This window comes from Flavivirga algicola (assembly GCF_012910715.1).
GTDB classification, from domain to species: domain Bacteria; phylum Bacteroidota; class Bacteroidia; order Flavobacteriales; family Flavobacteriaceae; genus Flavivirga; species Flavivirga algicola.
The window spans coordinates 117,383-130,639 of the sequence record NZ_JABBHF010000003.1 but is presented as its reverse complement, the minus strand read 5'-3'; the positions used below and the strand labels follow the sequence as shown (position 1 = coordinate 130,639).

At 32.7% G+C, this 13,257-nt stretch carries 14 protein-coding genes; 8 read left to right on the top strand and 6 right to left on the bottom strand.

Features of this window, described 5'->3' with window-relative positions; genetic code table 11:
• Nucleotides 1-23: 23 nt before the first annotated feature.
• Nucleotides 24-365: a T9SS type A sorting domain-containing protein gene (locus HHX25_RS05950; RefSeq protein WP_169671200.1), complete on the top strand. Its 342-nt coding sequence runs from the start codon at nt 24-26 to the stop codon at nt 363-365.
• An 80-nt stretch (nt 366-445) separates the two neighbouring features.
• Nucleotides 446-1,426 carry a LuxE/PaaK family acyltransferase gene (locus tag HHX25_RS05945; protein WP_169671198.1) on the top strand — a complete coding sequence of 327 codons (981 nt, stop codon included), beginning with the start codon at nt 446-448 and terminating at the stop codon, nt 1,424-1,426.
• A gap of 151 nt (nt 1,427-1,577) precedes the next feature.
• On the opposite strand, the gene tyrS is transcribed toward HHX25_RS05945, so the two are convergent.
• Nucleotides 1,578-2,873 (bottom strand): tyrosine--tRNA ligase, encoded by a 1,296-nt coding sequence (gene tyrS / locus HHX25_RS05940; RefSeq protein WP_169671196.1) that lies wholly within the window; start codon nt 2,871-2,873, stop codon nt 1,578-1,580.
• Nucleotides 2,874-3,105: 232 nt separating this feature from the next.
• Here tyrS and HHX25_RS05935 point away from each other — a divergent pair, with 232 nt between their 5' ends.
• Nucleotides 3,106-4,113, top strand: a complete 1,008-nt coding sequence (locus HHX25_RS05935; RefSeq protein ID WP_169671194.1) for an NAD-dependent epimerase/dehydratase family protein — start codon at nt 3,106-3,108, stop codon at nt 4,111-4,113.
• Here the strand turns inward: HHX25_RS05935 and HHX25_RS05930 are convergent.
• From HHX25_RS05930 to HHX25_RS05920, 3 genes are read right to left on the bottom strand one after another with little or no spacing between them, the layout of a single operon-like run.
• Nucleotides 4,082-4,642, bottom strand: a complete 561-nt coding sequence (locus HHX25_RS05930) for a DUF4296 domain-containing protein (protein ID WP_169671192.1) — start codon at nt 4,640-4,642, stop codon at nt 4,082-4,084. The two genes, HHX25_RS05935 and HHX25_RS05930, sit on opposite strands and share 32 nt — an antisense overlap.
• Complete coding sequence (locus HHX25_RS05925) at nt 4,639-5,985, bottom strand: dihydroorotase (protein ID WP_169671189.1); 1,347 nt, start codon at nt 5,983-5,985, stop codon at nt 4,639-4,641. The genes HHX25_RS05930 and HHX25_RS05925 overlap by 4 nt, the downstream gene beginning before the upstream one ends.
• Before the next feature lie 6 nt (nt 5,986-5,991).
• Nucleotides 5,992-6,714, bottom strand: coding sequence for a polyprenol monophosphomannose synthase (locus HHX25_RS05920; protein ID WP_169671187.1), 723 nt, complete (start codon nt 6,712-6,714; stop codon nt 5,992-5,994).
• 190 nt (nt 6,715-6,904) lie between these two features.
• Between HHX25_RS05920 and HHX25_RS05915 the strand changes: the two genes are divergently transcribed.
• Together HHX25_RS05915 and HHX25_RS05910 are read left to right on the top strand one after the other, a co-directional pair.
• Nucleotides 6,905-7,477 carry a DUF4271 domain-containing protein gene (locus tag HHX25_RS05915; RefSeq protein ID WP_240964317.1) on the top strand — a complete coding sequence of 191 codons (573 nt, stop codon included), beginning with the start codon at nt 6,905-6,907 and terminating at the stop codon, nt 7,475-7,477.
• 18 nt (nt 7,478-7,495) lie between these two features.
• Nucleotides 7,496-8,245 (top strand): uroporphyrinogen-III synthase, encoded by a 750-nt coding sequence (locus tag HHX25_RS05910; RefSeq protein ID WP_169671183.1) that lies wholly within the window; start codon nt 7,496-7,498, stop codon nt 8,243-8,245.
• 74 nt (nt 8,246-8,319) lie between these two features.
• Here the strand turns inward: HHX25_RS05910 and pckA are convergent, their stop codons facing one another.
• Nucleotides 8,320-9,936, bottom strand: coding sequence for a phosphoenolpyruvate carboxykinase (ATP) (gene pckA, locus HHX25_RS05905; RefSeq protein WP_169671180.1), 1,617 nt, complete (start codon nt 9,934-9,936; stop codon nt 8,320-8,322).
• 60 nt (nt 9,937-9,996) lie between these two features.
• Nucleotides 9,997-10,395 (bottom strand): DUF423 domain-containing protein, encoded by a 399-nt coding sequence (locus HHX25_RS05900; RefSeq protein ID WP_169671178.1) that lies wholly within the window; start codon nt 10,393-10,395, stop codon nt 9,997-9,999.
• A gap of 80 nt (nt 10,396-10,475) precedes the next feature.
• Between HHX25_RS05900 and HHX25_RS05895 the strand changes: the two genes are divergently transcribed.
• The 3 genes from HHX25_RS05895 (at nt 10,476) to HHX25_RS05885 (ending at nt 13,183) form a co-directional block, all read left to right on the top strand.
• Nucleotides 10,476-11,840, top strand: coding sequence for a saccharopine dehydrogenase family protein (locus HHX25_RS05895; protein WP_169671176.1), 1,365 nt, complete (start codon nt 10,476-10,478; stop codon nt 11,838-11,840).
• 199 nt (nt 11,841-12,039) lie between these two features.
• The gene (locus tag HHX25_RS05890; RefSeq protein WP_169671174.1) at nt 12,040-12,510 is read left to right on the top strand and encodes an Lrp/AsnC ligand binding domain-containing protein; all 471 of its coding nucleotides are present in this window, start codon (nt 12,040-12,042) and stop codon (nt 12,508-12,510) included.
• Between the two features lie 346 nt (nt 12,511-12,856).
• Entirely contained in the window at nt 12,857-13,183 is a 327-nt protein-coding gene (locus HHX25_RS05885) for a hypothetical protein (RefSeq protein ID WP_169671172.1), read from the top strand.
• The last annotated feature ends 74 nt before the right edge of the window (nt 13,184-13,257 follow it).

Sequence of the window (13,257 nt, the reverse complement as noted above, 5' to 3'; positions counted from 1 at the left end):
CTTTATGGTACCGAATAGAACGTATGAAAAAAAACTACTTATTCATTTTATTTTTAGCCTTAACATTGTCAGCCACCCAATACGGATTCGCTCAAAACAATGTTAAAGAGGTTTCTATTGCGCAAAATATAGAAGGCTTATCTATATATCCAAACCCCGCTAGTAGCAATAGAACATTTGTATATCTAACATCTAAACGTAATTTGACTAAAAAAATTGAGTTCTTTAACGTTTTAGGTAAAAAAGTTTATTCTACCATTTTAACCGGCAAGGAATTAAAGATTTCAAATTTGCGAAAAGGCGTTTATATTTTGAAGATTACAGAAAACGATATTAGTGAAACAAGAAAATTAGTGATCAAGTAAATATCACAATTCATAAATTTTAAAAGTGTTACCATTGGTAACACTTTTTTATTTTACATACTTTTGTCTTTCTAATAATTATGATTGACACAAATTCTATTTTCAACATTAATAACCAAACAGAGTTTGAAGAGTTAGCTCTGAAAATTTTCAGATTTCAATTTGAAAACAATCGTACTTATCGTTCTTTTTGCGATTTGTTATACAAACATCCCAGCGATGTAAAAACCATAAAGGATATTCCTTTTTTGCCCATTCAGTTCTTTAAATCTCATAAAATACTAAGTTCTAAGGTTCCCATTCAAACTACTTTTTCAAGTTCTGGTACTACTGGAAGTAATACAAGTAAACACCATATAACAGATTTAGATATTTACATACAAAGCTTTACCAAAGGTTTTCAACAATTCTATGGCTATGTTGAAGACTATGTAATTCTGGCATTATTACCTTCTTATCTAGAACGCGAAGGTTCTTCGTTAATATATATGGCAAATGCCATGATTAAGCAATCAAAATATTCTGAAAGCGGCTTTTATTTAAACAATTATTCTGAGTTAAAAGACACATTGATAAGATTAGACTCAAGTGGGGAAAAAATCTTATTAATAGGCGTATCTTTTGCCTTATTAGACTTGGTTGAAACATATCAGTTTAATTTAAATCACACCACTATTATGGAAACTGGAGGTATGAAAGGCAGAAGAAAAGAACTTATCAGGGAAGATTTACATGCAAAATTGAAAACAGGTTTCGGGGTTGACTTGATACATAGCGAATATGGTATGACTGAACTTTTAAGTCAGGGCTACTCAAAAGGGCACGGTCTTTTTAATTCCCCTAATTGGATGCGTATTTTAACACGGGATACCGAAGACCCACTTTCTATACAAGCAACGGGTAAAACTGGCGGAATAAATATCATTGATCTGGCAAACATTAATTCTTGTTCTTTTATTGCCACTCAAGATCTGGGGCGCGTTAACGATAACAGCACGTTCGAAGTCCTTGGCCGGTTTGATAATTCGGATATTCGCGGGTGTAACCTTATGGTGCTTTAATTGCAAAAACAAGCTTAATCGAAATAATTTAATCTTTGTGTAAGGCATTTAAAATAACTACGACAAAATTATCAGCTAAGAAAAAGAAAGATTAGTTTTTAGTTGGTTGGTTAAACACAAAGCCTGGTTTGAAACCAGGCTTTGTTATTTTTTATTTAACGCGTAGTACAAAATAGTTTTTCTTACCACGCTGCAATAACACAAACTTATCATTAATCAAATCTTTTGCAGTGATACGGTAATCATCCTTTACTTTTTCTTTGTTTACAGAAATGGAATTTTCCTTAAGCGCTCTCCTTGCTTCTCCGTTAGATTTTAAAAACCCTCCCTTTTCTGCTAAAGCTGCAATAATATCTAAGCCACTATCTATATCCGATTGGAGTATTGCTGTTTGCGGTACACCATCAAACACATCTAAAAATGTTTGTTCATTTAACCCTTTTAAATCATTGCTGGTAGATTTTCCAAAAAGAATATTACTCGCTTTTACAGCATTTTCTAAATCATCTTTAGAATGTACCATTGTTGTAATTTCTCCTGCCAACCGTTTTTGTAAAACACGTAAATGTGGTGCTTCTTTATGTGTTTTTATCAAAGTATTAATTTCTTCTTGAGTTAAAAAAGTGAAGATCTTAATATATTTTTCAGCATCTTCATCACTAGAGTTTAGCCAGTACTGATAGAATTTATAAGGAGACGTTCTATTGGCATCTAACCAAACATTACCTCCTTCTGATTTTCCAAACTTAGAACCATCAGATTTTGTAATTAACGGGCAAGTGATAGCAAATCCTTTTCCACTACCAATCCTTCTAATTAATTCTGTTCCCGTTGTAATATTACCCCATTGATCGCTTCCTCCCATTTGTATGGAACAATCATTTTCCTTGTATAAATGAAGAAAATCGTACCCTTGAACTAATTGATACGTAAACTCAGTAAAACTCATACCTTCAGACGACTCAGATGAAATTCTGTTTTTTACAGAATCTTTTGCCATCATATAGTTTACGGTAATATGTTTACCAATGTCTCGAATAAATTCAAGAAACGAAAAATCTTTCATCCAATCGTAATTATTCACTAAAAGTGCTGCATTTTCAGCATCGCTTTCAAAATCTAAAAAATGCGATAATTGATTTTTAATAGCTTCCTGGTTGTGGCGTAATGTTTTTTCATCTAACAAATTACGCTCATTTGATTTACCCGAAGGATCTCCAATCATTCCTGTGGCTCCTCCTACCAAAGCTACCGGTCTATGCCCACAACGTTGGTAATGTGCCAAAAGCATAATAGGGACTAGATTTCCAATATGTAAAGAATCTGCTGTAGGGTCGAAACCCACATAAGCACTGCGCATACATTCCATTAAATGCTCTTCTGCTCCAGGCATTACGGTATGTATCATACCTCTCCATGTTAATTCTTCAACAAAATTCTTTATCATTACTCTTCAATTTTTAAAAATTATGGCAAAGATAAAAATCAATGTATAATTACTTAGATATTATGAATAATTCTTTATTCGAAAAACATGAGGTTATTAAAAAAGGGCTTCAATTTTGGTTGAAATTACCATTTTCTTCTCTCGGTATGGTTTTAACAGGAATACAAGCAATAAAATTTATATAGGCATTATTTAAACCTGAGTACTCTTAAATATTTATTACTTTCGTTGCATGATTTTAGTAACAGGAAGTACTGGTTTAGTTGGTTCTCATTTACTTTACAAGCTTGTAAGTGGTAAAGAGAAAGTTAGGGCTATTTATAGGACAGAACATAAACTTGCCAATGTGAAATCTGTTTTTGCTACTTATAGTTCTAATTTCGAATCCCTTTTCAAAGCTATTGAATGGGTGAAGGCAGACCTTTTAGATATCCCAGCTTTGTCTGAAGCGTTTACTGGAGTTACCCATGTATATCACTGTGCTGCATTTGTATCTTTTGAACCAGATAAATATCAAACATTACGAAAAACAAATATTGAAGGAACTGCTAATATTGTTAACCTCTGTTTATCAAATACAATTAACAAACTTTGCTATGTAAGTTCTATCGCTACTTTAGGAAATGCTATTAATAATGAAGAAATTACAGAAGAAACGATTTGGAATCCTGAAGATGATAATAGCGTTTATGCCATTACGAAATACGGTGCAGAAATGGAAGTTTGGCGCGCTACACAAGAAGGCCTTAATGTTGTCATAGTTAATCCTGGCGTTATTTTAGGCGCAGGTATCTGGCGCTATGGGACTGGAAGTTTTTTTAAAAAGGCGCATAAGGGATTTAAATATTACACCTCTGGAACCATTGCTCTCATAGCTGTTGAAGATGTTGTTTCAATTATGATAGCACTTACAAAAAGTGATATTGTAAATGAACGTTTTTTGTTAGTTGCCGAGAATTGGACCTATAAGCAATTTTTGCAAACCTTGTCTAAATCTGTTCAAGTTAAGCCTCCAGAAAAAATGGCTAGTAGTTGGTTATTACAACTGGCTTGGAAACTAGATTGGTTAAAAACTAAATTAACAGGCAAACGAAGACAATTGACTAAACATATTGTCACATCTTTATCGACAGAAAAAAATTACAGTAATAAAAAAATTAAAACAGGTTTAAATTACAAGTTTAAACCTATAGACGAAACGATTAGCACTATTGGTCATCTTTATCTGAAGAAGAAATAGGCGCTATTAAACCTCTCAATTCCTCAAGTCTGTTGTCAATTAACATTTCGGTTATCGAATCTTTTATTGCCTGTACCTTTAATGAGTCCCTAATTCTGAACAGGCCTAAAGAATCCTTGTCTTTAAATACCACCCTAAGCGAATCTTCTCTTCTCTTTTCCTTTTCAATCCTTTCTTTCTCTTCCTCTTCTTTTACCTTGACTATAAGCTTTCCTAAACTGTCCTTAACTTTCTCATAAATTTCTTCATAATCTTTTACATGAAATGCATAATAATCATTACTCAAGGCAAACTGCAGGCTATCTATTTGGTGCTTAGTATAAACATACGAATTTAATTTAACCCCATGCTCCTCCATTATTTTTCTATTTGCAGAACTCGCCGATGCTATTATTTTAGCGTCAATTAGAATATCAACCATTTTCTCCTTGGAAATCAAATTATCAGGTTTCTTTGGTTTTTCTATATCATGGCAAGCTAAAAAAGCTACAATAATGCTTAAATATATGGTAAGTCGTCTTAAAATCATCTATTAAAAGTTAAGCGTTTAGCCGCTTTTATATTGTTGAACTTAGAGTTTTGATACACTAAACTACCGTTTAAAAATGTATGCGTTATTCTAGATTTAAAAGTAGTTCCTTCAAAAGGAGACCACTCACATTTATATAGAATATTATCTTTATTTACAGTCCAAGGACTATTTAAATCTACTAACACCAAATCTGCATAATAGCCTTCTTTTATAAAACCTCTTCTTGCAACTTGAAATAAAATGGCTGGGTTATGGCACATTTTTTCAACTACTTTTTCTACAGAAATTTTACCTTTATGATACATTTCTAGCATTGCAGGTAGCGCATGTTGTACCAACGGGCCACCAGATGGCGCTTTAGTATAAACGTTTTTCTTTTCTTCTAAAGTATGTGGCGCATGGTCTGTAGCAATAACATCTATTCTATCGTCTAACAAAGCATCCCATAATTGAGTTCTATCTTCTTTTGTTTTTACAGCTGGATTCCACTTTATAAAAGTGCCCTTGTTATCGTAATCTTCATCGCTAAACCACAAATGGTGGATACAAACTTCAGATGTAATTCTTTTTTCTTTTAAAGGTATTTTGTTACTAAATAAATTCGTTTCCTTTCCTGTTGAAAGATGAAAAACATGAAGTCTCGCTCCAGTTTTTTTTGCTAATTCGATGGCTCTGGAAGATGACAAATAGCAAGCTTCTTCGCTTCTTATAACAGGATGATATTTTATAGGAATATCGTCTCCAAATGTATCTATATGCTCTTGAAAATTCTTTTTTATGGTTGCTTCATCCTCACAATGAACAGAAATAAGCATGTTGGTGCTTTTAAAAATTTTCTCCAATACTTCCAAATCATCAACCAACATGTTACCTGTTGAAGATCCCAAAAATAATTTTAGACCAGCAGCTTGGTTAACGTCTAATTTTAAAATTTCTTCCAGATTATCATTAGTGCCACCAAACATAAACGAATAATTAGCAGACGAAGTTCTAGAAGCTATCTCAAATTTTTCTTCCAACTTCTCAATAGTAGTCGTTTGAGGATTTGTATTTGGCATTTCTATAAAAGAAGTAATACCTCCTGCAATAGCTGCTCTAGATTCTGTTTCTATATTACCTTTATGGGTTAATCCTGGTTCTCTAAAATGAACCTGGTCATCGATAGCTCCAGGCAATAAATACTTACCTTCGGCATCTACAACAAGTACATCGGCAGATTTCACGCTTATTGAATCGCTTATCTTCTTAATGTATTCTCCTTCAATTAATATATCTCCATTAAAAATGACGCCTTCATTTACAATATTCGCATTTTTAATAAGTGTCGATTTTAGTTTCATATCGTTCTATTTTTTAAACAGGCTTTTTAATTTCATCGAAATAACTCCAAAAATAGCTTCAGAAATAATACCTGAACTTAATTTTGATTCGCCCTTTGTTCTATCAGTAAAAATAACTGGTACTTCTATAATTTTAAATTTTTTTAAGTAGGCTTTAAATTTCATTTCAATTTGAAACGCATAACCGATAAATTTTATAGTATCTAAATTTATAGCCTCAAGTACATGACGCCTATAACAAACATAACCAGCGGTTGTATCATGAATTTTCATACCAGTAATTATACGCACGTATCTAGATGCACCATAAGACATGAGAACGCGGTTCATGGGCCAGTTAACAACATTCACTCCCGTTACATATCTAGAGCCTATAGATAAATCGGCACCATCTGTATGACAAGCATTGTAGAGTTTTATTAAATCCTTAGGATCATGTGAGAAATCGGCATCCATTTCAAAAATATACTTATAAGATTTGCTCAAACACCATTTAAAACCGTGAATATAGGCAGTTCCAAGTCCCGATTTTTCTTGTCGTGTTTCTAAAAACAGCCTATTGACAAAATGAGCTTGAAGTTCTTTTACTTTTGAAGCTGTTAGATCTGGGGAATTATCATCGACAACAAGTATGTGAATACTATCCGATTGAGAGAATACAGCCTTTACAATCGCTTCAATATTTTCTATCTCGTTGTATGTTGGAATGATAACAACCGTATCCTTCATTCTCTAACTTTAATTAAAATTTTAGCAAATGTACGTCAATAAGCGCTTATTTTTTTTAAATATTCCTTAATAATTATAAGCGTTGTGTTAATAATTATAATAATTTTATGGCATGCTTCGGGATATCATATCAAATGAATTATACACTATTCTACTAGTTACAGGATTACTCATTGTTGCTATCGCAAAATTGGTTTCTCCAAAACGTTTTGATGATTTCATATTTGTTTTGGGAAATTCTAAATACCTTAAAATCTATTCAAGGGATCAAAAATTCCTTGACAAATTTGATGCTTTGTTATTTGGCAACTTAATTATTTCCTTATCAGTTTTTATCTTTATTTCTTACCAATTTTTAACAAATGGAGGAATTCTTTCTACTGGTCTCAAAATAAAACTACCTTTAAGCATCGCTATTTTAATTTTGATAAAGGTACTTGTTGAACGACTTATTGGTAGCCTTTTAGAAATTGACAAACTTTTAGATCAATATCTTTTTCAGAAAATAACCTATAAAAATTACTTAGGTATTTTATTGCTTCCTATAAATGCTCTGCTACTATTTAGTTTTCAACCATCTTTAGTTATAATATATTTAATAATTATTTTATTGTTAATTGTAAATATTATTGGCCTTATCACTTCTTTTAAAACACATCAAAGTTTAATAAAATCGCATTATTTTTATTTTATTTTGTATCTTTGCACACTCGAAATCTCACCTTATATCATTTTATATAAGGTGTTTTTGCCAAATAATTAGAACAAACTACTTACAAGTATGAAAGTAAAGACAATTTTAGTATCTCAACCAGAACCTAAAATAGAGAACTCACCCTACTTTGATTTACAAGAAAAGCAAAAGGTAAAAATAGATTTCAGACCCTTTATTCATGTTGAAGGTGTCTCTGCAAAGGAAATTAGACAGCAAAAGGTAGATTTAAAAAACTACACGGCTATTATTTTAACCAGCAGAAATGCCGTAGATCACTTTTTTAGAATTGCTGAGGAAATGCGATTCAAAGTGCCAGACACTATGAAATATTTTTGTCAGTCTGAAGCTGTTGCTTTCTACCTTCAAAAATATGTGGTGTATAGAAAACGTAAAATTTATGTTGGTAAACGCACATTTGCAGAATTATCACCATTAATTAAAAAGTACAAGGAAGAAACTTTCTTATTGCCTAATACAGATAAAGTAAAACCTGCAGTTCCCGAAACTCTGAACGCTTTAGGTGTTAATTGGAAACAAGCTACTTTTTACAAAACGGTGGTTAGCGACTTATCAGACCTAGCCAATGTGTATTATGATGTTTTAGTATTTTTTAGCCCTTCTGGAATAGAATCCTTATTTCAAAATTTTCCAGATTTCAAACAAAACAATACACGAATTGCCGTTTTTGGGAATACAACGATAAAAGCTGTGGAAGAAAAAGGGTTGCGAGTAGATATTGCTGCACCAACACCTGAAACACCCTCCATGACAATGGCTTTACAGAAATATATTGATAAGGTCAATAAAGGAAAGTAGCCTTACAGAAAGTATAAATAAAAAAAGGGACGATTTTTAACAATCGTCCCTTTTTATTTTAACGCTCCTTTTAATTAAAATGCATAACGCTGTGGTCCCCCACGCCTAATTTCCTCATTACAATGAGCTTCGAATTTTTTAAAATTTTCTCGAAACGCATTGGTTAATTTAAAAGCTGTTTTGTAATACTTTTTATCATTATTCCAAGTCGCTCTAGGACTCAAAACACTCGTTGGCACCCCTGGACACTCTCTTGGTTGTGCCACTCCAAAAACAGAATGTATATGGTAATCATCGTAATTATATAAACCTAGCTTACCATCTAATACGGCGTTAATCATCGCACGTGTATATTTTAATTTCATTCTTGTTCCTATACCGTAAGGTCCGCCTGTCCAGCCAGTATTTACCAGCCATACATTAACTCCAGAGCTTACCATCTTTTCACTTAGCATTTCGGCATATTTAGCAGGATGTAAAGGCATAAATGGCGCTCCAAAACAAGCAGAAAAAGATGGTTGCGGTTCTACAACTCCAGCTTCAGTTCCAGCAACTTTCGCTGTATACCCAGAAATAAAGTGATAAGCTGCCTGGCTAGGTGTTAACTTAGAAATTGGAGGCAATACTCCAAAAGCATCTGCCGTTAAAAAGAAAATATTTTTTGGATTTTTACCCATCGAAGGTACTTGAATATTTTCAATATGCTCTATAGGATAACTAACTCTTGTATTTTGGGTAATCGAAGTATCTTCAAAATTAACATCTCCTTTCCCATCTAAAATCACATTTTCAAGAATCGCTCCTTTTTTAATAGCATCATATATTTCTGGTTCATTATCTCTTGAAAGATTAATAACCTTAGCATAACATCCACCCTCAAAATTAAATACTGAATTCTCAGCGGTCCAACCATGCTCATCATCTCCAATCAAACTTCTATTTGGGTCTGTTGACAAGGTTGTTTTCCCTGTACCTGATAATCCAAAGAAAATAGCTGTGTCTCCTTCCTTTCCAACATTGGCACTGCAATGCATTGGCAGGGTGTTTTTAAATACTGGAAGTATAAAATTAAGAGCAGAAAAAATACCTTTTTTAATTTCACCCGTATAACCTGTACCACCGATTAATGCTATTTTTTTAGAAAAATTTAAAATTGCAAAATTATGTTGGCGTGTACCATCCACTTCAGGATTTGCCATAAATCCTGGTGCATTAACAACTATCCATTCTGGGTCGAAACCTTCTAACTCATTATCCGTTGGCCGTAAAAACATATTATACGCAAACTGATTGCTCCAAGGATATTCATTAATAACACGAATATTCAATCTATAATCATCATCTGCACAAGCATAGCTATCCCTTACAAAAATCTCTTTATTAGACAAATAATTAACAACCTTATCATATAGCGAATCAAACTTATCTGTGTCAAACGGAATATTAATGTCACCCCACCAAATTCGATTTCGTGTGATATCATCTTTAACAATAAAACGATCTTTTGGAGAACGTCCTGTAAATTCGCCTGTGTTTACGGCTAAAGCTCCAGATGAAGCTTCCAAACCTAAGCCTTTTTCGATAGTAATTTCATGAAGTTGTTCTGGGGAAAGTTGATATTTTACATTGGCATTTTTTATTCCGTATGCCTCTAACGAAATCGTTTTCGTATCTTGATTATTATTCACCATAATTTGTTGTAAAATTATTTATTATGCAAAATTAAAACAATTATTTTAAACTATTTGTTATTAATAATCGTTTTTAGCTTTCATTTTTAAGAAATTCACAATCATTATTCCCCATGCCAAAATTAGAAATAATCCGCCTATTGGAGTTACAAAACCAATGGTTTTGAAATCAAAAGTTGTTAACAAATTTGTTGCCAGTCCATAAATGGATCCTGAAAACAAAATAATTCCGACAACAATTAAATAGTATAAAACCTTTTTTATTTTTTGTTGAATATATGGAATAAATCCTACAAACAATAACAAAATAGCATGATACATCTGATATCTCACTCCAGTCTCAAAAGTTTGTTGTGCTTCAACCGTTATCAATTCTTTTAATGTATGGGCTCCAAATGCTCCCAAAACAACTGCCAATAAACCAAAAATGGATGCCGTGATTAATATTTTTTTGTTCATAATATACCTTACTCATTGTCTATTAAAACCTATTGTATTTATTAAATTCGTCATTACAAAACTAGTTAACTATTCTTAGTATGCGAAAAATTTTAGTCATTGGTTCAGGAAAATCAGCTTCTAGTCTTCTAAAATATTTGTTAGATAAATCGGCTTCAGAAAATCTTTTTGTCACGGTTGGTGATTTAAACCTAGATGCTGCAAAAAAGCTAATTGGTAAGCATCAAAATGCCAAAGCCATGTTGTTGGACATTTTTGATGAAACATCACGTACCAATGCGATAAAAGAAGCAGATATCGTAGTTTCTATGTTGCCTGCCCGTTTACATATTGAAGTTGCTAAAGATTGTATTTTGCATGGAAAACATATGGTTACGGCCTCGTACGTAAGTCCAGGAATGCAAGCGTTGGATGAAGATGCAAAAAGCAAAGGGCTTATACTCATGAATGAGATTGGTGTCGACCCAGGTATCGATCATATGAGTGCCATGCAGGTTTTAGATCGCATACGCAACAACGGGGGGAAAATAATTTTATTCGAATCGTTTACTGGTGGTTTAGTAGCTCCCGAAAGTGATACCAATTTATGGAATTATAAATTTACATGGAACCCTCGAAATGTGGTAACTGCTGGGCAAGGAGGTACTGCCAAGTTTTTACAGGAAGGCACTTATAAATATATTCCTTATCATCGTTTATTCAGGCGTACCGAATTTTTGGACGTTGACGGTTATGGCCGTTTTGAAGCTTATGCAAACAGAGATTCTCTAAAATACCAAAGTGTTTACGGGCTCGATAATGCTAAAACCCTGTATAGAGGTACTATGAGGCGCGTTGGTTTTAGTCGCGCATGGAACATTTTTGTTATACTGGGAATGACTGACGATAGTTATACCATAGACGATAGTGAAAACATGAGCTATCGTGATTTTATAAATGCCTTTTTAACCTACAGCCCTACAGATTCTGTAGAATTAAAATTAAGGCATGCCCTTAAAATTGATCAGGATGATATTGTTTGGGATAAACTTACAGAACTCGATATTTTTAATCCTCATAAAAAGGTGGGACTTAAAAAAGCCACTCCTGCTCAAATACTTCAAAAAATACTCATGGATAGTTGGACGCTTGATATACATGATAAAGACATGATCGTTATGTACCATAAATTTGGTTATGAAAATGAGGGCAAAAAATATCAAATCGATGCCAATATGGTTGTTTTGGGTGAAGATCAAACCTATACGGCTATGGCAAAAACGGTAGGTTTACCTGTTGCTATGGCTACTTTAGGCATTCTTAACAAAAAAATCACAACACCTGGTGTTCAAATTCCCATTACTAAAGAAGTTTATGAACCTATTTTAAAAGAATTGGAAGCTTTTGGTGTAACTTTTCACGAAAAGGAAGTGCCTTATCTGGGGTACAACCCCTTAAACAATTAATTCTATTATAAGCTGGCCTTATTAAACAAACAAAATACATCTATTTGCTTTCTCAAGAACTGTCGTGGGACTTTCACGAATAGATCTCAATCAGCCCCTAAACACATTCATTCTTAATACTATTCGACAAATAGTCTTCTAATTAAAATAGTTTCGAATTGAAATCAAATAGTTACTTTTATGTTTTAAAATAAAACTAATGAAATCTAAAAACAAGCCTATAATAATAGATGGAATCGATAAAAAAATACTGCGTGCATTAACTGAAGATGCCAGAACCCCCATTTTAGAGATTGCCCGTAATGTTGGTATCTCTGGTGCCGCTATACACCAACGTTTACGAAAGCTAGAAAAATCGAAGCTTATTTCTGGTTCACAGTTTATTATTGACCCCAAAGTTTTAGGCTATTCCACCATGACCTTTGTTGGAATTTATCTCGAAAAGGCCGTAAATACAGAAGATGTTATTAGAGCCTTAAAGAAGGTCCCTGAAGTTTTAGAATGCCATTATACCACCGGCGATTGGAATATCTTTATTAAAATGCTGGCTTATAACAATAACCATCTAATGCTATTATTAAATAACAAAATTCAAAGTATAAAAGGCGTTTTAAGAACGGAATCTATAATTTCTTTAGATCAGCAAATTAATAGGCAAATACGTATATAGATAGCACAAAAGATCTAAAAAATATTTGATTTGATTGACAAGAAGACTTTAACTTAAACCCTCACATCATGTGATACTATTGTAGAATTTAAAATTTAGCATCTATAATAACAAAACCACATCTTGTATCTAAAAATGTGGTTTTTCTTTTCGTTTCCTACCCGCTATAGGGCTTTAACTTTTTGGCTTGGACAAATAATACAGGCAAATTCCCCTTTAGCTAAAGCTAAAATTAACGGCTTAATTACATAAACATGACAATCTAATAACATGATATAATACGTATTAAATGGTTTTCAAAAATATATTTGCATTCCCCTCAAATCAACCTTAAAATTAGCCTGCAATGAAAAATTTGTTTGTATTACTTCTTGTTTTTTTAAATTCTAATACTCCTTTTGCCTATAATGAATTAGATTATGACCCTGAGCGAAAATTAAGATCAAAAATTGCGACACTACTTGAAGAACCTGACATTATTCTTAAAGAAAATGTTCGTACAAAAATTGTTTTTAAAATAGATGATGATAAAAAGATTCATGTTTTGGATGTGAAACCTCAAGATGAAAAAATTGTTAACTACGTAAAGTCTAGGTTAAACGACAAAAAAGTGAACTTTTTTATTAAAAGAAAATTGTTCTCGGTAGTCATCGTTCTTGAAAAAAACAGATAATATTTCAAAATCAAATTTTGGTATAAAAAAGAAACCCAGGCAAAGACCTAGGTTTTATAGTTTTATGAGATGCT

Coding starts and splice junctions, on each gene's coding strand:
- HHX25_RS05950 (WP_169671200.1), top strand. CDS start 24: ATGAAAAAAAACTACTTATTCATTTTATTTTTAGCCTTAACATTGTCA.
- HHX25_RS05945 (WP_169671198.1), top strand. CDS start 446: ATGATTGACACAAATTCTATTTTCAACATTAATAACCAAACAGAGTTT.
- tyrS (WP_169671196.1), bottom strand. CDS start 2,873: ATGATAAAGAATTTTGTTGAAGAATTAACATGGAGAGGTATGATACAT.
- HHX25_RS05935 (WP_169671194.1), top strand. CDS start 3,106: ATGATTTTAGTAACAGGAAGTACTGGTTTAGTTGGTTCTCATTTACTT.
- HHX25_RS05930 (WP_169671192.1), bottom strand. CDS start 4,642: ATGATTTTAAGACGACTTACCATATATTTAAGCATTATTGTAGCTTTT.
- HHX25_RS05925 (WP_169671189.1), bottom strand. CDS start 5,985: ATGAAACTAAAATCGACACTTATTAAAAATGCGAATATTGTAAATGAA.
- HHX25_RS05920 (WP_169671187.1), bottom strand. CDS start 6,714: ATGAAGGATACGGTTGTTATCATTCCAACATACAACGAGATAGAAAAT.
- HHX25_RS05910 (WP_169671183.1), top strand. CDS start 7,496: ATGAAAGTAAAGACAATTTTAGTATCTCAACCAGAACCTAAAATAGAG.
- pckA (WP_169671180.1), bottom strand. CDS start 9,936: ATGGTGAATAATAATCAAGATACGAAAACGATTTCGTTAGAGGCATAC.
- HHX25_RS05900 (WP_169671178.1), bottom strand. CDS start 10,395: ATGAACAAAAAAATATTAATCACGGCATCCATTTTTGGTTTATTGGCA.
- HHX25_RS05895 (WP_169671176.1), top strand. CDS start 10,476: ATGCGAAAAATTTTAGTCATTGGTTCAGGAAAATCAGCTTCTAGTCTT.
- HHX25_RS05890 (WP_169671174.1), top strand. CDS start 12,040: ATGAAATCTAAAAACAAGCCTATAATAATAGATGGAATCGATAAAAAA.
- HHX25_RS05885 (WP_169671172.1), top strand. CDS start 12,857: ATGAAAAATTTGTTTGTATTACTTCTTGTTTTTTTAAATTCTAATACT.